The organism is Mangrovivirga halotolerans, from assembly GCF_026241165.1.
GTDB classification, from domain to species: Bacteria; Bacteroidota; Bacteroidia; order Cytophagales; family Cyclobacteriaceae; genus Mangrovivirga; species Mangrovivirga halotolerans.
Genome location: NZ_JAPFQN010000002.1, coordinates 504066 through 529660, shown reverse-complemented (window position 1 = coordinate 529660; position 25595 = coordinate 504066). Strand labels below are relative to the sequence as shown.

Sequence of the window (25595 nt, the reverse complement as noted above, 5' to 3'; positions counted from 1 at the left end):
ATTTTTTAGTCGTTTTCATCCTCTTTTTCATCGAAGTTATATTGTAAAGTAAACCTCAATGTTTCTGCAAGTGGGTGGTTTTGAATAGTTGGTATTAAATAAGAAAAGTCAATACCGAATTTTTGATACTCCAAACCTAGTCCTAATGTGAAATATCTTCGGTTTCCTTTCATTTCGTTTTCATAAAAATAACCTGTTCGTGCGAAGAATGCATTTCTATAGGCATACTCCATTCCAAAGGCGATTTGAAATTCTTTCATTTCCTCACTGAAACCACCTGGAGCATCGACAAATGAGCCAAACATCCCACTTAATAAGCCTCTGTTAGGATCTTTCCCTTCTCGTATAATCGGATCTCCTGTATTAGGATCAAAGACTATATTTCCATTTGAATCCCTTTCATAAATAGGAGGGGTAGGAACCATTAATTTATTAAGATCTAATGCAAAAGTAAATTTGTTATAAGGATCTATTTCAATTCCAAACGAAGTTCCAACTCTTAAATTTGTTGGGAGCCAGTCTCTGTTATTATCGTTAGTATAAGTCATTTTTGAGCCAATATTGGTTATTGCTGCAGCAAAAATCCAATCAGTTGGTTTTTTCAAAAATGTGATCTCTTTATTATTGTAGTATCCGATATCAACAGCAACTGAAGTACCTGGCTTAGTGTCAAAAGCACTGTTAGTAAAATTTCCTGATAAATTCGAATGAATGAATCTAAATGAAGCTCCAATTCCTCTTCCTTCGTTTAGTTTACGACTATAAACTACATCAATAGCAAATTCTCGCGGACTAAATGTGCCTGATTCGGTACCGTCGTCTGTTGCTAAAGGAATGTCTCCGAGATCAAAATATTTTAGTGAAGCCCCCAAGGTATTATTCTGGTCTAGTTTTTTATAACCATTAAGATAATAGAGCCCCATGTCATTTATAATTTTACTGAGCCAGGGAGAATAGGAAAATGAAAACCCCATATCGCCCTCTACAAATACAAGTTTTGCAGGGTTCCAATATGTTGCATTTATGTCAGGGGATAAACTTCCTCCTGCATCGCCCATCCCGGATGCCCGAGCATCAGGACCTATAGTTAAAAAGGGTACAGCAGTAGTTATTACATTCCTGGTTGAATCCTGACCAGCAATAATAGCCCCCTGAGAAAAAGTTGATAAGTTAATTCCTAAAAATATGATTGGAATAAATAGGATTTTTTTCATTGAAAAGTGAGTTATTCTGCGGTTAAATATAGTTAATTCCTTTGTAAAATCATCCGATTATAAATTTCATTTTTAGCCCCATCTCTGTTAGAACGAACTATTATTCTATAAACGTATATGCCATTCCTGAATTTATCAGTATCAAAAGGTAAATTTAAGTCAGCTATTTCTAATGTATTACTTCTACTTATCACATCTGTTGTATAAGTCAGCACACTTTCTCCCTGAATACTAAATATTTCCATTGATATGTTTAATGATTCTCCCGGACGATTGTGATCTATTGCAAATGTAGTGTGATCATTTACCGGATTAGGGTAATTACTGGCTTTATAAATTACCAGTCCGTTTTCATTTTTAACATTAAAATCAAGCTGAATACTGGTTGGGTTATTAAAATTATCACGAACAATTAGTGTTAATTTATGATATCCTGGCTTCAGGCCTTCTAATGGTAATGAAATAGTTCCTTTCGTTTCGTCATCTGAAAAGGAAGTGTAATATTCACTTAGTCCTATAAAAGTAGTATCATCAAGAATAGCTTGAGGCCCAAAATCAAGAGATCTATTACTTAAATTAATACCATTTTCATCTGATAGTCTGGCTATCATAACAGATGATGAGCTAACTTCCTGACCATTTATAAAGTTAGGAGAATTAATATATGCTTCGATTTCAGGGGCTTTGTTGTCAATTTCCGGTGAAGGGTTACTGCCGGAAATTTTTAAATTTGTATAAAATCCGGAAGCAGGGATTTCTTTAGTGCTTACTGAATAAAAACTGGCCTTTCCATGTCCTGTTCGATAATCAATATTTTTTGAAACGGTGAATTCAAACTCAAACTCACCGTTAATCGCATCAGTTTTTCCTTTGAAAATATAATTATCGGTCACTTCATAAGTATATGGATTACTTTCATCCCCAATAGTTGTTCTTGAAACTGGTTGATCAAAAATATTTACATCAACTTTTCCATTGAAATCTTCATCGATTTGGTTGGTTAAAGGATCAACGATAATGCCTGAAATACGTATCCTGGATAATGCAGAGAGTGTGTCAGTATTGTTTGAAAGGTTTTTTATCTCCTTGATTTTAATCTCATGTTTTGGTATAGCAGGTTTTACTGCAGGATCTCCCAATAAGACAAATCCTCTGCTACCTCTGTTGTCCTGATTCAGGTTTTTTATTTCCCTAAACCATTGACCAACTGTCATATTTCGAATATTCTTTTGTCTCAATACTTCTATTAAAGCATTATTTACTTTAAAGTTATCCGGTATGCTAACAGGGCGAGTAGTAGTTAACATTACTATAGCACCGCCTGATGGATTAAAAAGCATCTTTTCAGCACCAGGGGTTGTTGGAGGAAAATCAAACCGGCCATATTCACATGTGGCAGTAACAAAAATTGGCAGTTTATCCAGATTTTTTAATGCAGCTATTGACTCATCATTAAAGAATTCTTCATGACCAAGGTGCTCTTCCTTTCCATGTCCTGTATAGCTGACCATCAAAGCTCCCTTATTCATTGCTTCGATCATTGCTTCATTGAATTCGGGAGACCGCTGACCACTTGGTAGAGACTTTTGAGGGAAGTCATCTAAAGCAAGTTTTTTTACGTTGAAAGCGGATTCACCTTGTTGCAGAATAGAACCCAATATATTTATATCTTCAATATGAGCATTGTAATCACCATCATCGGCGATCATAACCACTTTATTTTGCCATGCAGTGGTGTCGGTCAGAGAAATTGATTCATAATGTTTGATCTTTTCTATATAACCTCTAAGTGCCTCAGGATCATCAGTAGGAATTCTACCTACTGATATATCCATGTCATGCCACTGACCAGATTGTTCCTGCCAGATTCCTTCATTTTTTTCAAGAAAACCATAATAGTCATCAGATACATAACTATAAACAGGGTCGGTAGAATCGTTGGATTGGTAAGCTGAAACTATATCTGTTCCGGGACGATCAATTCCCCGGAAATCATATGATGCATTTCCAGCTAATAGAAGGTATTTTAATTTACCACCACCATTTTTGTAATTGTGGTAAATGTAATTACGTAATGCGGTCACATCCTTTCTTCCGAGTCCGTAAATGGCATAAATAGATTTTGGAGTGACTATATCAACTTGAAAATTATTTTTAGAATTTCTGTATTCTGCGAGATACCTGGCTTCATTTTTTAGTGAAGGATCGGAAATTATTAGGTAATCAGAATTATACGAAGCAATGGGAGCTACTCTGATTTTTTCAGCTTTAGGAGGGGTTTGGACCTGATTGTTTTCAAAAATAATGAAACGTTGTCCTTTTTTCACCTCGATTGAGCAACTATTATCTGCGCATATAGGGATAATCTCTTTTGGTTGATACCATTTATTTATATCCCATATAACTGAATTATTCGGCACTTGTATTGACCCGGATTTGGCAATAAATGAAGGAATGTTTAAAGGGATATAACTTCCGGAATTATATGAATAACTAATTAATCTGTCAATGTAAAAACTACCCTGCCCTGAAAAAGAAAAGTCTACCTGAAATGATTCTGAATTATTAATAGTCAGTTCATAATCTTTTATAAAGGAGATACCTTTATTTGCATAGTCTGAACTAGAAACCTGTGGTAGTGAAAGGTTGGCCAAGGGTAAATTATCCACAGAAATACTCACTGTCGATGGATCGGTTACTGAACTAATTAGCTCTAATTTTAGATTGTCTGTTGAGGTTGATCCTGTATTTATCGTGGGTAATTCGAAAGTGCGTGAATTATTTGAGTTGAATAAAGGCTTGAAATACCAATCTTTTCCAGATATCAGAATTTTGGCTTCATCTTTTTCTTTAACTTTAGCAGTGATCCATTCAGCATATTCTCCAGAATTGTCCTGTAATTCTTCCTGAACAATAATTTCAGAATTCGAATTGCCGGATAAGGATATATAAACAAAAGCGCTATCAGCATAGACACTTTTATTGTTAGATACACTATTAATTATATTAGAGTAATAAGTTTTTTCTATTGATTCGGCATAAAAGTAAACTTCCGTTTCTGATGTAAAGGAAGAACTGTTGTTTTTAATCTTCAAAGGGATTTCTCTGGGAAGATTATTTTCATCATCGATTAATTGAGGAAGAGAACCTCCGGGTAAGGCAATGATTTTCAGGTTTGCCGGATTTACTTCATCAGGATTAATGCCACTGGAAATAAGATAATCGTGATCAATTTTATAAATTCCTGTTTCCGGAATGTAAATTTTAAATGTATTTCCTGAGAATATTGAACCTGGTAGTTCCTGTCCAAATATCAATAAAGGGAAAAACAATAAAATAAAAAAATGATATAATCGATCTATTACTCTCATTAACATGGTCTATTTCACTAACTACCGGCTAATTGATTCTCCAGAATTGACATAATTATGTATGCCAAAAACACAAATGGTATACCTTTAACTCCCAAAATTAATAAAATAATCACACTAAGGAATAATAACATGTATTTAAAAGCATTGGCTTTCAAATCATAAGATTTAAATTTAAATGCTATTAAAGGCAATTTACTAACCAGCATTAAAGAAAATACAACCGTGCTTATTATTAAAAAATGAGGATTGCTAAACCAGCCTATCCATTCCTCACTACCATTATTAATTATTAACGGCAAAGAACTTATATATATTGCATGAGCGGGAGTTGGTAAACCGGTGAAAGAATAAGTTTGTGAATCATCTATATTAAATTTTGCTAATCGTATTGCAGACATAATAGGAATCAGAGCAGATAAATAAGGAACCCACGAATAAACCATTACATCATCGATCAGATGATACATTATAAATCCCGGCAATACTCCGAATGAAACTACATCGGCAAGACTGTCAAGTTCTTTTCCTATAGGGGAGCTGACTTTTAAGAGGCGAGCTGCAAAACCGTCAAAAAAGTCCAGCAGGCCGGCAAGCCAGATCATATAAGCTGCCAAATCAAGCCTATTAGAAAAGGCAAATGATATACCAATAACTCCGCAAAACAGATTTAAGGAGGTAATTGTATTCGGGATGTTTTTTATTACCTTTTTTACAAACATATCAGGCTTTTACAAATGGGTTTGAGACTTTTTCCTTACCTATAGATGTGGCTTCTCCATGTCCACAGTACACAGTGACATCATCAGGAAGGGTATAAATTTTTTCTTTAATAGATTTCGCAAGAGTATCAAAATCACCTCCTGGCAAATCTGTACGGCCAATACTACCATTGAAAAGGACATCGCCTCCAATTAGAACTTTTTCAATTTTGTTATATAGAGCGATATGCCCCGGAGCATGGCCGGGAACAAATAATACTTCAAATTTATCATCACCAAGATTTACCGTATCACCCTCTTTTAAATAAGTATTCATTTCTGTAGATTCATAATTAGCAAAACCATAAGCAGGAGCATATGTTTCAACGGCTTTTAAAGTTTCAATGTCATTTTCATGACCTTCCAGATCAACATTATACTTTTTCTTAACATGAGCATTACCCAGTACGTGATCAATGTGGCAATGTGTATTGATCAGTTTTTTAACCTGATAATTGTTCTTAGAAATGAAGTTATCAAGTATTTCTTTTTCTTCCTTCTCATAACATCCCGGATCGATGATCATGCAATCTCCATTATCATTCGCTACCACGAAGGTGTTCTCATAAAATGGGTTGAAAGTAAAAGTATGTATTTTCATAGAATTGTTCTTAGTGCTTTGCAAATTTGTGTTATTAATTCATTCCGGAAATATGAGCAAAGATAAGAAAAGGATATTAATTATAGGTCAGGGCCTTGCGGGCACAGTGCTGGCACTTGAATTATTAGAAAAAGGTCAGGAAGTAACTGTTGTTAGTGATCCCGAAATCAAAGGTTCATCCTGGGCAGCTGGAGGCATAATAAATCCAATTACAGGCCGGAAAATGGTTAAAACTTGGAATGCTGATGAATTATTTCCGGTACTGAAAGAATTTTATAAATTTTGGGAAAAGAAGCTGGAATGTGAATTTTATCACGAGAAAAGTATTTACAGGCCATTCCTTGAATTGAGTGATTTGAATGACTGGCTGGCAAAATATGATAATCCGGAGTACCTTAATTATGTAGAAAAGGTAGAAAAGAAACCTGTTTTAGAGAATAAATTAGTTAATCCTCATGGTGGGTTGCTATTAAAAAATAGTGGTTACCTTGATATTCCTGTCTTTTTAAATAATTCCCATCGGTATATTAAAGAAAGAGGAGAGGTCATCAAAAGTGAATTTAATTACCAGGATATTTTCCATAGTAAAAATCATATTACCTGGAACGGTAAGGAATATGATGGGGTAGTATTTTGTCGTGGAGCAAAAGAAGCTGATTCAGAAATTTTTGGCTGGTTACCTTTCAGGCCCAATAAGGGAGAGTTATTAAATGTTAAATTGAATCTGGATATAGAATTCGGGATTACCCGTGGAAAGTTTTTGATGCCTGTTAAGCACGGCTTTTTTAAATTAGGAGCAACCTATGATAACCACTTTGATCATGAAGAAAAAACTTCTGAAGCAAGGGAGAAAATCATAGAGGATCTTAAAAACTTTCTAAAAGCGGATCCTGAAGTATCGGACCACTTTGTAGGAATACGTCCAGCAACTAAAGACAGAAAGCCGATTATTGGGAAACATCCGAAAATAAATAACGTTTTTATTTTTAATGGGCTTGGAGCAAAAGGAGTTTCGTTGTCTCCATGGTGCGCTAAAGAGTTGTCAGATCAGATAATAAAAAATAAACCAATAGATAAACGAGTAAATATCGATCGTTTTTTCTCGTTATTAAGGTAATTGCTTATATTTATTCATATGAAAAAATATCAATTGTTTTTTTTAGTGCTGACTTTTTTTGGCGCAATAGATATCGCAGCTCAGCAAGCTGATGAAGAATTTGGTCAAAACAGGCTTCAGTTTAAGACTTTTAATTGGAGATATTACGAGACAGAGAATTTCAATCTCTATTTTTATGATGATGGTAATGAAATAGCCAAAAGCGCGATTGATTACCTGGACTCGGAGTTTAATCGTATCAGTGATATTTTAGGATATTTACCGCCTTACAAGACGGATATTTATTTATATAATTCCATAACAGACCTTCAACAAAGCAATATTGGAATTACCGAAAATGAGTACAATGAAGGAGGGCAAACTAACTTCAACAGAAATTTTGTAGAAGTAGCTTATCAGGGAACACAAACTGAGTTTAATAAGGAATTATCATTTCACGTTGCTAATACTTTAATTAATGACATGCTTTTTGGTGGTAGCCTGGGTGATATGGTTCAAAATACATTTTTACTTAATCTTCCAGAATGGTTTAGCGTTGGTGCTGCCAGGTACATTGCCTATGGTTGGGATGAAGAAATGGACGATTATGTAAGAGCATATTTTAGAAAGGATACTCAAAAAGAGTTTCATCAATTATCAAAACAGGAAGCAGTAATTCTCGGGCAGTCTGTGTGGAATTACATGGTTGAAGAGTACGGAAGGATTTACATGAGTAATGTATTAAATCTAACCAGAATAAATCGTAATGAACAAAGTAGTATTGCATATACATTGGGTATTCCTTTTAAACAATTTTTAAAAGGCTGGGCTGATTATTATCAGCAAATAAATGAACCTGTATTAAATGCATTTATTGATCTTCCCCAGGATCCAATTGATAAAATTAAAAATTCCAAAAAAGGAACATTTACCGATGTTGCTTTAAGCCCTGATGGCAATAGGCTTGTATTTGTAGAAAACATCAAAGGGAAACATAAAGTTATTCACCGAAATCTTCGAACAGGAAAGGAAAATGTAGTTAGCAGAGGTGGTCAATACATTATCAATCAAAGGTTAGACAACGAATTGCCAAAAATAGCATGGAAAGATTCGGTAACGATTGGTATTTTAAGTTCGAAAAGAGGTGTCTCTACATTAGAAGTAATTAATGTTGAATCGAAAAAAGGCTTTAGTAGATCAACAGACAGGTTTTTAAGAATTAACGATTTTAGCTTTAGTCCTTCTGGCAATCAAATAGTAATGAGTGCTAGTGTGAACGGACAAACTGATTTGTTTATTTTCAATCTCCGACGTAATACAGTAAGGAGGATCAATAATGATAAATATGACGATTTGAGTCCAAGTTTTGTAGAAGGAGAAAGGGCATTGATTTTTTCTTCTAACAGACCTCTTGATTCATTATCAAAAATAAAAGACCTTAATACTTTCAATGTTTATGTCTGGCCTACTGATAGTTCTTTTTCTGATTCATACGCTCCATTAAAAACTATTAGTAATGATACGCATCCTATAGCGAGGGGAAATGAAATAATTTATTTAAGTGATCAGAAAGGGGTAACTAATGTCTTTTATTTCAATACAGAAACGGGAATAAACAGGCAGCTTACAAAATTCTCATATAGTCTTGATGATCTGGCCTATAGTTTCGAGTCTTCAACATTGGCATATTCAGTTGGTGATATGGAAGGTGAGTATATCTATTCTGAACCTGATTTTGATATTGAAAAGAATGTATTTACTCCTCAAACACCAAGACAGCAAAGAATATTAGCCAAAATAGTAGTAAACCGGTTAAATGCTCAGGAGGAAATCAAACAAAAACTAGCCCAGGAAGAAGCAGAAGCGCTTCCTGATACTGCTATTGTTTCCAAAGACACGATAGATACTGAGGAAATCCAAACTGTTAAGGCAGATACTGAAAAGAAAAATATTATTGATACAGATGACTATCAATTTGACTTGACTCCTGAGAATAAAGATGACTTTCTCGATACAGATGATTATGCTTTTGAACCAAGCAATAATCAACCAAGCCAAAGAACACAACCTGATATTCAAGGAAAGAGTACTTTTTTATCAAATTATCGAAAATTCAGGAGAAAGAGTCAGGTAGAGGGTCCATTCCAGTATACACCAAAGTTTAGTACAAACTATGTGACTACTACAATTGGAGTAGATCCATTGTTAGGGTTTGGCCTTAAACTTAAAGGTAATATGTCTGACATTTTGCAAAATCATATCATGAGTGGAGGAGTTTTTCTTTCTTTCAGAGATTTGAAGAGTGGTGGTGTTTTTGCAGAATATCAATATTTGAAGCACCTGATAGATTTTAAAGCAGAATACAAAAGAGAAACATTTTTTATCGATCCGGAGAGTGAATCGACACAAATAGCTGATGACAGACATAAGTATGTGAAAAATGAATTTTTACTCGGAGCATCTTATCCTTTTAGCGTAAGATCGAGGCTAGAGTTTAACCCATTCTATTTAAACACTCAATTTCATAGTCTAAGTCCACTTTATACACAGTTTCCAGATCCTGATTTGTCAAGACAAGTTTCGCACTTTGGCGGTTTTAATTTAAGCTATGTATTTGATGATTCGGAAGTGCTAGGACGAAATACTATTGTAGGAACCCGTGCAAAGGCTGTCTTTACCAGTATGAATTCATTCACAGATAAGGCACAGTCGTTTAATAAACTTACTGTAGACATTAGGCATTATGAAGAAATATTCAGATCAATGACTTTTGCTGTAAGAGGATTCTATGGCCAATATTTTAATAATAAACGAGAAACTTTCCTTTTAGGTGGAATGGATAATTGGTTGTTTTTTGATAATGCAGACCGGCCAAATCAGCAACACCCACTTAATTTTAATAATTTTGAAGAAAACCAGGATATATATTTTGTAGATTATATCACCTCTCTAAGAGGTTTTGATTATAATACTTTTAATGGATCTAAGGTAGCATTATTGAATGCTGAGTTAAGAATTCCAATTGCTCGTGTTTTATATAAAGGTTTTATTGGTTCTAATTTTGTTAGAAACTTCTCATTTGTTGGGTTTTATGATATAGGTACAGCCTGGACATCAATTAGCCCGTTTGATGATGAAAGTGAACAAAATGTCGATATAATTACAACTGGTCCAAATGGTCCATTTGTTGCAAGAGTTCAAAACTTCTCAAATAAATGGCTTTACAGCTGGGGTGCCGGAGCAAGAACCGTATTTCTTGGTTATTACATTAAATTTGATGTTGCCTGGCCAACTATTAACTACACGGTGCAGGATCCAAAATTTTATTTTACTCTCGGATACGACTTTTAATTTTAATTTATAAGGCATAATACATATTTTAATTCATATTTGCATATGATTAAATCAATGACAGGTTATGGGATGGCCAGACATGAAGACGAACATTGTCTGGTTATGGTTGAAGTGAAATCACTCAATTCAAAATACCTAGATACTCAAATAAAATTACCCAAGGAATTTACCTCAAAGGAGATTGAAGTAAAATCACTGATCTCAAAAATATTACAGAGAGGTAAAGTTTCGGTTTCGATAGACTTTCAAGTAAAAGATGATAGTCTGGCAAGAATTAAATATAATAAGCTACTTTTCCAGCATTATTATAAGGAACTCACTGAATTAAAAAATGCAGTCGGACATCAGTCAGATGCAGACCTTTTCCGCCTGGCAGTACAGTCTCCTGATGTAATGGAGGATTTTCTGGATGAAGAGGAAATAGCTGAATTCTGGCCTGTATTGGAAGATACAATCAGTGAGGCTTTGAATAAGACCGATGGCTACAGACAGAAAGAAGGTGAAATACTTTCCAGACAAATTCATGAAGAAGTAGAGAATATTGGTAATTTTCTTGAGAAAGTTAAGGATAGAGACCCTGAACGTGTTGAGGTTATCCGTGAACGCATAGAAAAAAATATCAAGGAATATATCGAGAAAGATAAAGTAGATGAGAACCGATTTGAACAGGAACTTATCTATTACATAGAAAAACTTGATATAAATGAAGAAAAGGTGAGGTTGAAAGCACATCTTGACTATTTTATTGAAGTTCTTGATTATACCAATAGCAGTGGCAAGAAGCTTAACTTTATCGGTCAGGAAATAGGAAGGGAGATAAATACTATTGGTAGCAAGGCTAACGATGCAGTGATTCAAAAGTATGTCGTAAACATGAAAGAATCATTAGAACAAATAAAAGAACAAATACTGAATATACTATAAATTAAAAGCGAGGTGTTGAACCTCGCTTTTTTATCGCCAAATTAAACTAAATAATTAGTTATTGTAGTCAAAAAAATTATTGCAGTCTAAAGTAAACAGGTATTGTCATACGTTGTCTTACTTCACGGCCGCGTTGTTTTCCAGGATTCCATTTCGGAGCGTTTTTAATAACTCTTAAAGCCTCTTCATCTAAGCCCCCACCGATAGGCTTGACAACTTTAATGTTAGTTAATTCACCAGTTTTATCAATAATGAATTGAATGTAAACACGACCCTCAATTCCCATTCTTCTTGCCTTAGCTGGATATTTTAAATTATTATTTAAATACTTCATCCAGGCTTCTTGTCCTCCAGGGAAATGGGCACTTTGCTCTACGAAATCATGTACTTTGTTTTCAATTATTTCCTCCTTTGGTTTCTCTGTTTCTACAGTATTGTCAATGATGCTTGATTCATCAATCTCTAATTCGAATACCTCAAGCTCCGGCTCCTCAATTATTTCTTCCTCTGTTTCAACTATCACAGGGGCTGGTTTAGGAGGAGGGGGTGGAGGTGTTATCTCGGTTATAGGGATTATTATCGGTTCTTCGATTTCACCACCCTCAAAAGTATATGGATTTATATCCATTTCAGGCTTTGACTTGTATTCAAAAGCTGCTAAAACAGCTCCCATGGCAATTAAGAAGCCAAGACTTAAAAACATTGGTGATTTCTTTTCAAGATTTGCTTTGTCTGATTTTTTCGGTTCCATAAAACTATTTTTTTAGTTAAACATTATAAAAAAAACTATTGATTTAAATACACTGGTATAATCATGCGTTGAGGAACAGGCTTTCCATCAATTTTACCCGGAATAAAGTCCGGGAATTGCTTTACTACTTTTAAAGCCTCTTTATCTAATTTTTTATCCAGACCTTTCACAATTTCAGCCTCTGTAACTTTCCCTCTCTTTGTAACCAAAAACTGAACATATACTCGTCCTTCTATACACCCTTTATAATCATTCGGGTATTTTAGGTGCTTTGTCATAAATCTTAATCTCTCTTCTTCACCTCCTGGAAAAGATGGGTATTGAATAGGGGCAAAATAGATTAATGCTTGCTCCTCTGGGTTTACATCTTTCTTACTTTCTATAAGATCAGAAGCAGGGATTACCTCCTGAACCTCACAACCCAATGAAATTAATATTAGAGCTAATAAAGTATAACATGGAATATTTTGAGATCGATTCATTAGCCTGTGTTTATTTTAACTAACTATTTAGTTCAATATAACTAATAAATTAGTTTTAAACAAGAGGGCATAAAAAAAGCGTGAGAATTTTCTCACGCTTTAAATATTTATTGCTTGTTGTCTTATTGCAACTTAAACATTATAGGGAAAGTCATTTTCTGAATCACTGGACGACCTCTTTGTTTACCAGGTTTCCATCTTGGCGATTCTTTAAGTACTCTTACAGCTTCTTCATCACAACCACCGCCGATACCTTTTACTACTTTGATATCAGAAAGCTGACCGGTTTTACTTACGATAAACTGTACATAAACTCGACCTTCGATTCCCATTCTACGAGCCTGAGAAGGGTAGTTCAAATTCTTTTTCAAGAAATCGTACCACGCATCCATACCTCCGGGGAAACTTGCAGACTCTTCTACAATTGTAAATACTTGCTCAACCTCTTCTTCAACAGGCTCAGCCTCAAACTGTACTTCTTCAATTACAGTTTCTTCGTCTATCTCTACATCAAGGTCTACTTCAATATCTTCTTCTATTTCTTCCTCATCTGGGACCTCGATAATCTCTGGTTGCTGGATTTTTGGTGGTGGTGGAGGAGGCTGTTCCGTGATCGGAATATCGATAGTCTCTTCAACCGTTTCGTTCATTGCACCAAAGTTCTGAATGTCTTCATCGTCTTTGAAGCCATATTCGAACGCGAATAAAACCAAAGCAAGAGTTACCACATATCCTATACTTAGGAATAGAGGTGATTTTCTCTCAAGGTCTGCTTTTGGACTCTTTTTAACTTCCATAATATCTTTAACTTCAAATGAATCTCAAATATACCTATTTTATAGTACGTTTCAAATATACTAAAAGTTTAGTTTAAGACAAATTTATCCCTGCCTTGTATACCAGGAAAAATATAAAATATCCTGTAAGACACCCAATACTGTTTGCAATCAAATCGATAACTTCCAGACTTCTGTTTGGAATAACGGCTTGTATGAATTCAAGAATGAATCCAAAGATTACGCCAAAGACTACAGCAAATTTCTCTGGTCTTTCTTTTATCTCTTTGAAGGTATATTGTTTTGTGAACCCAATGCATAGTAAAAAAACCAGAATAGCAAAAAAGCCCACATGAGCAAAGGTAAAGATATCCGCTTTGCCCCAAATATTTAATTCCACCATTTCTCCACCAGGAGTAAGGGTCAGCACTGCTATAATCAGTGCCCAGACAATACCGAATAAATTATATCTAAAAAACAAAACTTAATTATCCTACAAGATCTTCGTATTCTGCAGCGTCGATCAATTCTTCAAGTTGAGATTCATCTTCAACTTTGATCTTAATCATCCAGCCTTCACCATAAGGATCCTCATTTACTTTTTCAGGAGAGCTTTCAAGTTCCTCGTTGAATTCAATGATGTTACCGGATACTGGCATGAAAAGATCTGAAACGGTTTTCACAGCTTCTACTGTTCCAAAGGTTTCCCCTTGTTCAATATCTTCGCCTTCTGTTTCAACTTCTACATAGACAATATCACCGAGTTCTTTCTGAGCGAAATCTGTTATGCCAACAGTTACAACATCTCCATCAATTTTTACCCACTCGTGATCTTTTGTGTATTTGAGGTCTTTAGGGATATTCATCAGTTTTTTTAATTTAATTGTTTATCGTTGGCCAAAAATAAATCAAATTTTGAAGTCTGAAAATGTTTTCACATAATATCCTGATTATTGGGCAAGACTAAATTGAACCTGGAAGCCAAAAGCTGTGGTAGATCTTGGGAAAGTATTGGTTATTCTTGGTCTGTTCACACTTCTTTCAAAATAGAATTGTACATTCCATTTAGGGTCGATCATATATCTTATTGTTGGCTTAACCTGGAAGTTATAATTTCCGTTAGTTGCCTGTGGATCTTCTCCAATGGTTCTTTGGACTGTATAAGTATCACTGATCGTAAGACCGAGTCTGAATTGCAATTCGTTTTTAAGTGATAAATTCTGACCTTGAACTTTAATTGGTAATTTCATTCCCGTTTTTGTATAACCCACATCGATAACAAAATCATTTCTTCTTAATTCGGTCACCTGGCTATTATTTATATTTAGTCCAAGATTTCTTTCCTTCTTATATTCGACCCTGATCGAAGCTCTATTTTTAGTTCTCAGGTTAATTCCTATTAATGGATTAAAGCTTTCTTTTATTATAACCTGACTGATTGTATAAAGCGGAACCAGGATTCCATTTGGATCATTAGGGTCGATCGGATTACCATTTTGATCAAAAGGAGCAGCCAATCCGTAATTACCGAATTTATTGACTAATTCAAGATTTTCTTTATAAAGAAGGGAACTCGAATAATTATTAATATTTATTGAAGATGTATATCCATGAGTTATACTGATTGATCTGAATGACTTCTGAAATAGTTTTAATTTTGATAATCCGTTATATGATACGGTCCAGGATGGGATTGGGAATTTAGGTAATCTCCCAAGTCTTGTATCCTTTGCATTTCCTCCTGAATACGCTGCCAGAAACGCCGGTATTAATACATCCTGAGCATTTGTATCATATGAAATAGTGCTTTCATTATTAAAATTCAATCTATCCTGAATGATCTCCCTGTTGGCTACAAATTCTTCATAAGCCGGAGAGAAATAATCATCTGTTGACTTTTCGAAGGAAGTGGCAATAGCAAGCCATGAGATCTCATAGGATCCTGTTCTGACAGGAGTTAAAGATTTGAAGCCTGCGTTTTCCGATTGGTCATTATTCGGATTATACCTGAATATTTCTTCAAAGTTATCCTGAGTTCTTTTTCTTGCATCTAAAGTGATCTGAAGATCGTTTGCTGGTTCAATGGTTACTCTAAAATTAACGTCTTCCGTTCTCATTTGCCGGAATGGCGTGGTTAAGGTGGTGTCTTGAGTCAACCATCCGTTATTTGCAGCTCGATATCTGATCGCAGGATCCTGACTACCGAAAACAAAGTCCCATCCGGGTGATTCAAAATCAGGATCCATACCCAGGATTTGTGGCGTTCGAATATAACCCGCTAATTGAGTTTGCTGACTTACATTATATGAGAAATTAGCAGATCGGATCATCATAAGAAATCTCAATATCGAATTCCCTGCTTTTCCTCCGGATTTCTTTTCATCCTCCTCTTCTTGATCTCTACTTCTTGATCTTGATCTCGATCTTGAACGGGAAGATGGTGTATTAATCTTCTGTAAAGCTTTATTTTTATTGTAGAGTTTAACAAAGTCTAGTCTACCTGAAACATTTTGATCATTTCGGTTATTCAAAGTATTTCCGTATCTATCAATTTGATCTCTGGCTGCGGCAAGGAAACTATAACCAGTTGTATATCTCAAATCAGTGCTTATCCAGTCAATCAGTGGTAATTTATCAAGAGGGACAGTATAATTTATGGTAGCAGTTTGCTCATACCGTTTCATTCTACCAAAATTTTTGATATTATCCCAGATCTCCTGCTTTTGTGCATCAGTGGTGATTTCTCCTTCTGGTTCATCAATAATGGCGTTAGCTGTTGATCTGAAGTCCAGAGATAAGTTATTAGACAGGTCCCATCTCACACCGTGAGTTCTGTTGAAAAAGAAATACTTTTCAATATTTACCAGGGACGGGTCAAGCTGGAAGTCTTCAGTCCAATATTGTCTTTTGGTAAACTTCCTATCTAATTCGTATCTGACATTAATATTCCGTGGCATCGGATTGAAATTAAAATCCTTTATTAATTTCATCCATGGAGATCTTAATTTTTCACTTTCTTTAAAAGGACTCCACCCTTGATATTGAGAGGCATAATTGTAGGCTATACTACCTCGGTATTGCCGATTAATAAATGCCGCCATCTGATCATTGTTAGCCTCTGATTCACTGAAAGAATATGAAAAAGCAAAATTTTCGATGTCGTATATTCTAGATTTGGCATCCGGATCAGTTTTGGTCTTCTGAACATTGATAAAGTTAATCGAACGTTGAGTACGCCTGGCAATTGCAACTCGTTCGTATAACTCTCTTTCCTCAGGATCTTCTATAGCCGCAAGAGCTGCTTCAAGTCTTATATCTTTATCAAAAGGATCAAATAACGGTGTATCTTTTTGCCCATTAAAACTCATATACATCGGGATTTTTAACCCCCAGTCTTCAGGGAAAAACTTATCCAGATTAAATGTTGAGGTTATATCATAATTGAGAATATCTGAACGCTGAGTTTCACTTATTCGTTGTTGAATTCCACCAAATCCAACTGTAGAATACCTAAGGCTCGAATTTATCACTGCAAAATCCGCTAATTTTAAGCCCATTCGTGCGGTAGCAGCCCAACCTCGACTGGTAGCCAGGCCAGTGACTCTTAATTCGTCAAACCAAACACATACGTCATGAGTCAGTCCATCAGGTGTATCCGGGTTAATTACACCCATGGATAAATTGCGTACATTTTGAAGGTTTGGTCTACCTTTGATAGTAACAGTATATTGTCTAACCTGCTGTGAGAAAGAAAAGGCAACGCTATCTCCAAATTGTAAATCCCTGTTTCTTTTTACTGTTTGGATTTCATCGAGTGCTATATCTATCCAGTTTTGTTCCGGCCATATACCCTCTCTGTCTTCAGGGCTTATGCCAAATGGAGTCATTTTAAGAGGGACTGCAATCTGATAATAGTTTTGACCATCATCCTGGCCTAATCGAATGAAAGCTTGAAGTTCATCATCCTGAGCAGTTCTGGAATGGGCATGAATGAACATTTTTAATCTTTCGAAGTTCACCATATCCAGGTCATCAACCTTATAGATAGATTTTTTAGTTCCGTTAGGTAGATCATCGACACATAGCTGGAGAGATTGTTCATTTAACCTTCGTGCTACATTGGAAGTGTTGTCTTGATCTCTGGCGATTCCCGGAGGAAGGTTGTAAGGTACATCGTCAGGGCCACCACTACCATTTTCTTCTATGTTAACCACCGATATATTTACCGGAATATCTTTTGGTTCTTCAATTTCTCCAAATCCCGGCAGGTAAGGAGATTCTAGAGATTCCCGCCATTGGCTTCCGACTAATTGAAATTTTGCCATACGGACGACAGCAGGTTGTTCAAATTCAGTCATATAAAGCCTGACGAATTTTATCGATTTGAATCCATTAATGCTTCCGTACTTCTTTTCCGGTTGTCTTATCGGGATTCTGACAAGATACCAGGTGGTAGGTTCCTGGGCTTCGTTAATATTATTGGTTACTTTATCAACGATATAATTTTTACCTACTTCTAATTCTCCAGGTCTTAAATCCAATGAATATTCGTAATAGTTTTCTACATCTGAAATACTATTATCATTATTTAGATCTTCATTATCCGGGAAATTATTACCGACAGGGGAGAAATTCAGGTTTGTGGTATTAATAACCGGTGTATTACCATCATGGTTATTGTAATCCTTATAACGCTCCAGAATTTTTGCATTTCTATCATCCAATGAAGGCCCTAAATAATATTGAAAGTTATCGGCAGAGGGATCATCCTGGACTGCCACAGCAGCACCTCCAGATAAAGAATTTATAAAATCTTCATAGAACTCTTCTTCCTGATCATTTCTCACACCATCATGACCAACATCCTGATTGGCTCTCGATTCAGCATTATTATCAAACGCATCGGTGAGAAATTGTCTGTTTGTTACTTCTCCCCATTCGGTTATATCCTCGTTTTGATCACCTCCTGTTGGGTCAAGGCCATTCTCAAATCCGTGTTTCCCATCTTTAATGACATCTTCAGAAATATCTCCAAGGTTAAAGACCAGTTTACCTCCTGTAGTATTTGCCTGAGGATTCCCCCGTCCATCATCAATTAACCCATTAGGATTCGACGGGTTACCCTGGGTCACGTTAATAAACGGATCAAGCATCCAGAATTCGATGTATTGTATGTTATTCCGATCAAAGTCAATATCACCGGTTATTGCTCGGGTAATTCCACCAAAATTATCTTTTGGATCTCCTGCAAGTGTACCATCACTTTCAAGATCCGGATTGTAATTATATGGTCCTCTTTCTTCAGGATAATAAGCAAGGTCAAAAACCGGTAAATTAACATTGATCTGTTGCCTGTCTTGTCTTTCAAAAATTTGCTGAGGATAAACAGGGGCTACATAATGATTCTGAATATCTTCATCCGTTATATTGGGTGGTTTTTCACTTCCACCATCTCTATAGAAAACATTGTCAATAGTGTACCATGCTAATTTAGCCCTTCTAAAACCGTATTCAAGGTTATTTATACCCACGTCTCCGAAATACCGGTTATCATCAGTTGCCGGAGTAGAAGACAGACGCCAGCCTTGTGCACCACCTCCAAGATTAAAAGGTGTTACTGCAGATTCAAAATCGTCGATATAAAATGTCTGATCACCATCAACTACGTTGGTGGTACCGGATATCAATTCTGCAAACTCTCCTGAAATGTTAACAGTTGATTTTTCTTTGGTTGATATCAGAGGAATCGCATCGACCATTCGGGTCAGGATTCTACTATCGTCACTGAAGTTAAAATCAAGGCCATATTTTGTGTTTCTTGTTGGCTCATCACCAATTCTCCAACGTGTTCTGCTTCCACGCCTCTGCCAGTGATGAAGGAAGGTACCTCCAAAATTAATCTTATCACTGATCCGGTAATCAAGTCTTGTTCCCGCTAAAAATCGGCTGTTGAATGTAAAAACATCATCTTTTTCGTAGGTGATCTGTATTTGCTTACCGGAATTTAAGACACTTTCGTTCAGAATTGTTACTCTGCCGATCTGGTAATTTACCCTGTAGTCTACTCCTTCAAGGAGGGGCGTGCCTCCCGCATAAATTACAACTGAACCTTCAGCAATATTATATCCTCTGAGAGCGATTTCTGAACTGCTACCTGATTGAAAACTGCCGGAAATGAGATATTTATTTTTAACAGTTTGAAGTTCCGCATCAGCCTGGGTATTGGTATATAACGAATCAAAAACGTATTTCGAGTACCATTCTTCAGTTACTCTTTCCTTAATTGTTTCACCAAAGGGTTCAATTACCGGGAATTTTATCAATCCTCGTTCTGTATCAATAGTAATACCTTCTATAAAGTCAAAGTTTCCGTCAGCAGGAGGATCATTTGCTGGCCCTAGTTGGTCTAGCTTAACTACTTCAATTAAAGGAATATCTTTGATCTGACTTTCGGATAAATTGGGATAATATTGACCTGTACGATCATCCTGGTATATTACTCTAAGTTGAAAATCTTCAGGGTTTATCCGGTTAGCATTTAAGTTGTAAATGTTTTTCATCATCAGATCCCAAGTGGGTGCTTGTGTGAGGATCTGTCGTGGTCTGAGCATTTTCAAATAAATAACAGATTCATTTCCCCGGGACTGATAATCAGATTGAAGTTCACCTACCTGGTAGCGATTACCATTGTAAGTATATTCATATGCTACAGCAAGCATTTCATCATTTTGTAATTTTCTCAATAGGGTAATATATCCCAATTGAGAATTGATGATGTATTCGGATGGATCAAGCTTGCTTGCTGACTTGATTAATTCGAAATCGACACCTTTTTCGAGGTTAAAATCATTTTCAAGGATTTGCGAGGCATTGTCAACATCAAAAATAGCAGGGCCATAATTTTGAATATCGCTAAATAATGAGTTGGCCTGGTTTCGGGTAGGGGAGTTAGCCGCATTTGTAGCGGACTGGAATTGTTCGTTATTTACTATAACATTTTCTCCAAGGTCCATCAATGCAACTACATTTCTTAAAGACTCTGTATCATTACGACGGTTTAAAACATAAACTTCTACTCGTGGCGTCACATTTAGTCCTGAGGTGAGGTTAGGTATGTTATCGTGCCATGTGTTGTAATTGGCTCTAAAAAACTGCCCCAAAAGAAAGTGTCGGTTTTCATCGTAGTCCGACGCTCGGAATTGAAACTGCCTTCCCTGGAATCCTTGATTGATTGTAATGGTTTCAGATTTACCTCTTTGTTCTGAAAACAGAGTGGTTATAAAAAGACGGCCAAACTGCATTTGAGTTTTTACACCAAATAAGTTTTGCCCTCCGGTTATTAATGAATTAGAAAGTGGTAAACTGACATTACCTACTTCAAGTTTTTTTATAATATCTTCTTCAAAACCTGAATATTCCAGCTTCAGGTCATTTTGAAAGTCAAACGAATTATTGTTGTCGAATTGAGCAGTAACTTTCATCTTTTCCCCGATGTTACCAACAACATTCATACTGATCTGCTGATCAAACTCGAAGGTACCGTTTCTTTGTTGCCTTACTGGTATAGAGGGGTTAAGTACCCTTTGATGTCTGTATCCCAGGTCGAGCGTTATAAATCCATTAGGAACAATATTGATTTCAGATCCACCAAAAATCCGGTCAAATACAGGGCTTATATATAATGTAGGGATTAGATTTCTACCACTTACAGCACTTTCTCCATCAAGGCCTGCAGATTTTGATTTAAAATAATCTTTTTTTAATTGCTGTTCCTGGAGCTGGTTGTATTTGTCGAATGAAAGTTTAGTTGGAGGCCTATAAGGTATCCTGCCTAATTGTTCAAATACATTGTAGGTTCCGGAAGTATCATATTCCAAGATAATCTCTGTTTCCTGTGGTTGACCAAGGTCAAAAGGAGAGTAAACTTTGTCACTAGTGAAGGGATCACCGTATCTGTCTCTCAACTGAATATTGGGTATGAATGATTCTTCATAAGGCTGATCGTACCTGTCATCCTTCAGAGTGTCGGACACAGCGGTATCCTGAAGTATTAAATATGCTTCATTTAGACTCTCTGCTCCCGAAATGAACGGGATAAACACTATCCATAGACAAAATGTCCTTTTAAGATTTCTTAACAACAAATCAATAAAAGTTGAAAAAATCACGAGATTTTTAATGCTTGACGTATTAATTCTTCCAGACCAACCGTATTTCCGACCTTTTTCAGAACAAGGTCTATATTTTTTTCTGCGGCAGGCTTAGCGATGCCTAACGTAGTTAACGCAGACAATGCCTCATTTCGTATACCAGATACTGAACTTTTTTCTTCATTTGTTCCCAGGTCCAGGTCTGCCGCTTCTTTTTTCAGTTTATCTTTGAGCTCTAGGATCAATCTTTGGGCTGTTTTGGCTCCAATTCCTTTTACTCTTTGTATAGTTTTTACATCCTCACTAACAACAGCATCTATGATTTCTGAAGCGTTCATGCCTGAAAGCATCATCAATGCAGTGCTTGGGCCGACTCCCGAAACGCTGATCAGATGCAAAAATAATACTCTTTCACTTTCCTGAGCAAAACCAAAAAGGGTATGTGCATCTTCTTTAATATGAAGATAAGTCAATAACTTAATATCTTCCTTATCAGGAATAGCCTCGTAAGTCTGTAATGATATTAATAAACGATATCCGACACCGGCAGCCTCAATGACTACCTGTGCCGGATCTTTATAAGCTAATTTACCTTTTATATACGCAATCATTTTTTACGTTTTTTCTCATCATATGATTGAGCATCTACTACTGCAATAGCAACCATATTGATGATCTCCCTAATGCTTGATCCTAGTTGAAGGATATGAACAGGTTTATTCATTCCCAGAAGTATTGGTCCAATACCTTCTGCACCTCCCATTTCCATCAGCAATTTATACGCAATATTTCCAGAAGTCAAGTCAGGGAATATTAAAGTATTGGCTCCCTTCTCTGCTAACTGGCTAAATGGGTAAGAATTTTGTTGAATTTCTGTATCTAAGGCAACATTTGCTTGTATATCACCATCAATAACCAGGTCAGGGAATTTATTTTTTGCCATTTTAACCGCCTTTTGGACTTTTTCGGGAGTTTTTCCTGATGCAGAGCCAAAATTACTGTATGACAACATTGCTATTCTTGGTTCTGAGTCAAAGAATTTTACGCCATTAGCAACTAATCCCACAAGATCAGAGAGTTCTTCTGCACTTGGATCAACATTTACTGTTGTATCACCAAAATAGAAAGTTCCCTTGTTATTCTTGATAATGTAAATACCTGCTACTTTTTCTACGTCCTCGGCAGTACCGATTACTTGTAAAGATGGTTTGATAGTAGAGCGATAATCTTTTGTTAATCCGGAAATTAATGCATCAGCTTCGCCTGTTTCGACCATCATGGCACCAAAATAGTTTCTGTCCCTCATCAATTTGACAGCTTCACCTTTAGTAATACCCTTTCTCTGACGTTTAAGGTATAGTTTTTCTCCATATTTTTTCCTTTTATCTTTCTCAAGATAAGGATCAATAATCGGGCAATCGTGCAATTCAAGTCCGTTTTCTTCAACTAATTCCTTGATCAGTTTTTCATTACCCAAAAGTATTGGTTGAGCTATACCTTCATCCACCAGAGTCTGAGCAGCTTTTAATATTTTGATATGGTCTGCTTCTGCAAATACCACGCGCTTAGGATTTTTCCGAGCTCTTTGTATGATCCTGGCCATTAATCGAGTGTCAATGCCTAGTCTCTGTTGCAAGTTAATATTATATTCTTCCCAATTCGAAATATTAATTCGTGCAACGCCTGAATCTATTGCAGCCTTTGCTACTGCAGGAGAAATAGTTGTAATTAACCGTGGATCAAGTGGTTTAGGGATAAGATATTCTTTACCAAATGACAACATTGGTTCATTGTATGCTTTGGTAACCATTTCAGGAACAGGTTCTTTTGCCAGTTCTGCCAGGGCATAAACAGCTGCCAGCTTCATTTCTTCATTTATTTCTTTAGAACGTACATCTAGCGCTCCTCTAAATATATATGGAAAGCCCAGAACGTTATTTACCTGGTTAGGATGGTCAGATCTTCCTGTCGCCATTATAGCATCAGGTCTTGCTTCCATGGCATCATCATAAGGAATTTCCGGGTCAGGATTTGCCAATGCAAAAATTATTGGATTATCTGCCATCTTTTTCACCTGTTCTTTGCTTAGAACGTTTCCTACAGAAAGCCCTAAAAACATATCTGCACCATCAATGGCGTCATCCATGGTAGTTATATCACGATCAGTTGCAAACTCCTGTTTGGTTTCATCAAGATTGCCACGATCTTTTCGTATAACACCCTTGCTATCGAGCATAACTATGTTTTCTCTTTTTGCTCCGAGTGATAAGTATAGCTTAGTACATGAGACAGATGCTGCACCCGCGCCATTTACTACTATTTTAAGATCCTCAATTTTCTTTTCCGATAATTCCAGCGCGTTGATCAATGCAGCCGCAGATATAATTGCGGTACCATGTTGATCATCATGCATTACAGGGATATTTAGTTTTTCCTTGAGTTCCTTTTCAATTATAAAACAATCCGGAGCTTTTATATCTTCAAGATTAATCCCTCCAAAAGTAGGTTCCAGGGATTTAACTATATCAATAAATTTTTGCGGATCATTTTCATTGACTTCAATATCGAAAACATCTATTCCTGCAAATTTCTTAAATAGTACTCCTTTACCTTCCATTACCGGTTTACTTGCTTCCGGACCGATATCACCTAAACCAAGTACAGCAGTTCCATTTGAAATTACTGCTACCAGGTTTCCTTTGGCAGTATAAGAATACGCTTTTTCAGGATCTTTGTTGATCTCTTTGCATGGTTCAGCCACCCCTGGTGAATATGCTAAAGCAAGATCAAGTTGAGATCCAAGTGCTTTTGTAGGTACAACTTCTATTTTTCCGGCAGGCTCCTGTTTATGATAATTCAGAGCATCTTGTTTTCTGATTTTAATCGCCATAACTGTTTTTTTATCTCCGTTACAAAGCTATTAATTTAGCTTAAAATTGCCGTATCAATTAATTATATTATCGTTTTATCAAAATAAAAAAAGCCACTGACTTCAGTGGCTAAATATTTTATCCAATTAATTTTGATTAACTCTCATCTGACATCTTAAATGATTTAAGAATTAACTCTATTCTCCTCATTGGATTTCGTTGATCTAATCCAGGAGAATATAGAAATCCCTCGATGTAATACAGCCTGTTTTTTGATTGATCTACAACCGTGTAGCTAAGAAAAGGGCCACCCATTGTTACATGATTAGATCTCCACAATCCTCTCATTTCAATTGCAAAATTACCATTAAAATTCACTGTATCAATTTCAACATCTGCGTACTCTTGTTCCGTAGTTATATAGGTACGTTTATCTGCTGGATCAACAAAGAAATTTTCTTTGGTGATTTCATTTCTGAAAGCAAGAAGACTATCTTTTTTGAAAATGTTTTCATTATCATAGTCTGTGTAATATACAAATATGTTGTAATCAGATTTGTCTAGAGCACTTCGAAACCAAACCATATTGTCACTTTCCTGAGCAAGCATATATTCGCCAGGTAATTGCATAGTGAAATCATGCTCTTTTTTAAGCTGTTCACTAACCGATTTTTTTGGTTTGTTAGCGTATGTTCTTCGTTTAAGAACCTGAATATCGCCTGATACAAAAAGATCTCGTAACTCTTCTTTATGATCTTCAAGATATTTAATTAACTGTGCTTTGTTATCAGCATATAACAAACCGATAGTTTGATTTTTAGAATAGACATTTCGCTGAACTGAAAAATGTATTTCAGGATCTTTTTTTATGGCTTCTTTTGCTTCGGTACTATATAGTTCAAGAACTTCTTCAGGAGATTTTGATGTTGCTAAAATGAGCACATTCCTCATTTCTCTCAGCGTCCTGTTTAATCTTTGAGGCGCAACCTGAAATACGTCATAAATTGGCTCAGGTCTTGGAAGTCCTGGTGTATTAACACCAAAAACATTGTCAATGGCCCCACTGATCATCCCTTCATATTGGTTATTGTCAGCGATTATCATTAATGAGGAAACTTCTCCCGCAGCTCGTGGTAAATTATCCGTGTTAGAGCTTTCGTTAGAAGATTTGTCGCATGAAGAGACAAGTAAAATTATAGAAAGTAAATAAGCTGTTTTAATTACTGCTCTGTACATAATTTAATT

Annotated in this window: 16 protein-coding genes; 3 read left to right on the top strand and 13 right to left on the bottom strand. The window is 35.9% G+C overall.

What is annotated here, in order from left to right; translation table 11 throughout:
* Nucleotides 1-5: 5 nt before the first annotated feature.
* Genes porV through OO013_RS03385 form a run of 4 tightly spaced genes read right to left on the bottom strand, consistent with a single transcriptional unit; the run spans nt 6 to nt 5947 of the window.
* Complete coding sequence (porV, locus tag OO013_RS03400) at nt 6-1214, bottom strand: type IX secretion system outer membrane channel protein PorV (RefSeq protein WP_266055247.1); 1209 nt, start codon at nt 1212-1214, stop codon at nt 6-8.
* A gap of 32 nt (nt 1215-1246) precedes the next feature.
* Entirely contained in the window at nt 1247-4585 is a 3339-nt protein-coding gene (gene porU / locus OO013_RS03395) for a type IX secretion system sortase PorU (RefSeq protein ID WP_266055246.1), read from the bottom strand.
* Between the two features lie 17 nt (nt 4586-4602).
* A complete protein-coding gene (gene pssA, locus OO013_RS03390) occupies nt 4603-5307 on the bottom strand; it encodes a CDP-diacylglycerol--serine O-phosphatidyltransferase (protein ID WP_266055244.1) in 705 nt (234 codons plus the stop codon).
* A 1-nt stretch (nt 5308) separates the two neighbouring features.
* Nucleotides 5309-5947: an MBL fold metallo-hydrolase gene (locus tag OO013_RS03385; protein ID WP_266055243.1), complete on the bottom strand. Its 639-nt coding sequence runs from the start codon at nt 5945-5947 to the stop codon at nt 5309-5311.
* A 52-nt stretch (nt 5948-5999) separates the two neighbouring features.
* Between OO013_RS03385 and OO013_RS03380 the strand changes: the two genes are divergently transcribed.
* From OO013_RS03380 to OO013_RS03370, 3 genes are read left to right on the top strand one after another with little or no spacing between them, the layout of a single operon-like run.
* Nucleotides 6000-7064, top strand: a complete 1065-nt coding sequence (locus tag OO013_RS03380) for an NAD(P)/FAD-dependent oxidoreductase (RefSeq protein WP_266055242.1) — start codon at nt 6000-6002, stop codon at nt 7062-7064.
* Nucleotides 7065-7082: 18 nt separating this feature from the next.
* Nucleotides 7083-10394: a hypothetical protein gene (locus OO013_RS03375; protein ID WP_266055241.1), complete on the top strand. Its 3312-nt coding sequence runs from the start codon at nt 7083-7085 to the stop codon at nt 10392-10394.
* 45 nt (nt 10395-10439) lie between these two features.
* Entirely contained in the window at nt 10440-11321 is an 882-nt protein-coding gene (locus OO013_RS03370; protein WP_266055239.1) for a YicC/YloC family endoribonuclease, read from the top strand.
* A 76-nt stretch (nt 11322-11397) separates the two neighbouring features.
* On the opposite strand, the gene OO013_RS03365 is transcribed toward OO013_RS03370, so the two are convergent.
* From OO013_RS03365 to OO013_RS03325, 9 genes are all read right to left on the bottom strand, one after another.
* Nucleotides 11398-12072, bottom strand: a complete 675-nt coding sequence (locus OO013_RS03365; protein ID WP_266055238.1) for an energy transducer TonB — start codon at nt 12070-12072, stop codon at nt 11398-11400.
* Between the two features lie 35 nt (nt 12073-12107).
* Nucleotides 12108-12554, bottom strand: coding sequence for an energy transducer TonB (locus OO013_RS03360; protein ID WP_266055237.1), 447 nt, complete (start codon nt 12552-12554; stop codon nt 12108-12110).
* Nucleotides 12555-12676: 122 nt separating this feature from the next.
* Nucleotides 12677-13351, bottom strand: a complete 675-nt coding sequence (locus OO013_RS03355) for an energy transducer TonB (protein ID WP_266055236.1) — start codon at nt 13349-13351, stop codon at nt 12677-12679.
* Nucleotides 13352-13424: 73 nt separating this feature from the next.
* A complete protein-coding gene (locus OO013_RS03350) occupies nt 13425-13811 on the bottom strand; it encodes a VanZ family protein (RefSeq protein ID WP_266055235.1) in 387 nt (128 codons plus the stop codon).
* 7 nt (nt 13812-13818) lie between these two features.
* On the bottom strand, nt 13819-14196 hold the full coding sequence (gene gcvH, locus OO013_RS03345; protein ID WP_266055234.1) for a glycine cleavage system protein GcvH: 378 nt from the start codon (nt 14194-14196) through the stop codon (nt 13819-13821).
* Between the two features lie 84 nt (nt 14197-14280).
* Entirely contained in the window at nt 14281-21474 is a 7194-nt protein-coding gene (sov, locus tag OO013_RS03340) for a T9SS outer membrane translocon Sov/SprA (RefSeq protein WP_266055233.1), read from the bottom strand.
* A gap of 20 nt (nt 21475-21494) precedes the next feature.
* Nucleotides 21495-22091, bottom strand: coding sequence for a Holliday junction branch migration protein RuvA (gene ruvA, locus OO013_RS03335; RefSeq protein ID WP_266055232.1), 597 nt, complete (start codon nt 22089-22091; stop codon nt 21495-21497).
* Nucleotides 22088-24370 (bottom strand): NADP-dependent malic enzyme, encoded by a 2283-nt coding sequence (locus OO013_RS03330; protein ID WP_266055231.1) that lies wholly within the window; start codon nt 24368-24370, stop codon nt 22088-22090. Before OO013_RS03330 ends, ruvA begins: the two co-directional genes overlap by 4 nt.
* 136 nt (nt 24371-24506) lie before the next feature.
* On the bottom strand, nt 24507-25586 hold the full coding sequence (locus tag OO013_RS03325; protein ID WP_266055230.1) for a DUF4837 family protein: 1080 nt from the start codon (nt 25584-25586) through the stop codon (nt 24507-24509).
* Nucleotides 25587-25595: the final 9 nt, after the last annotated feature.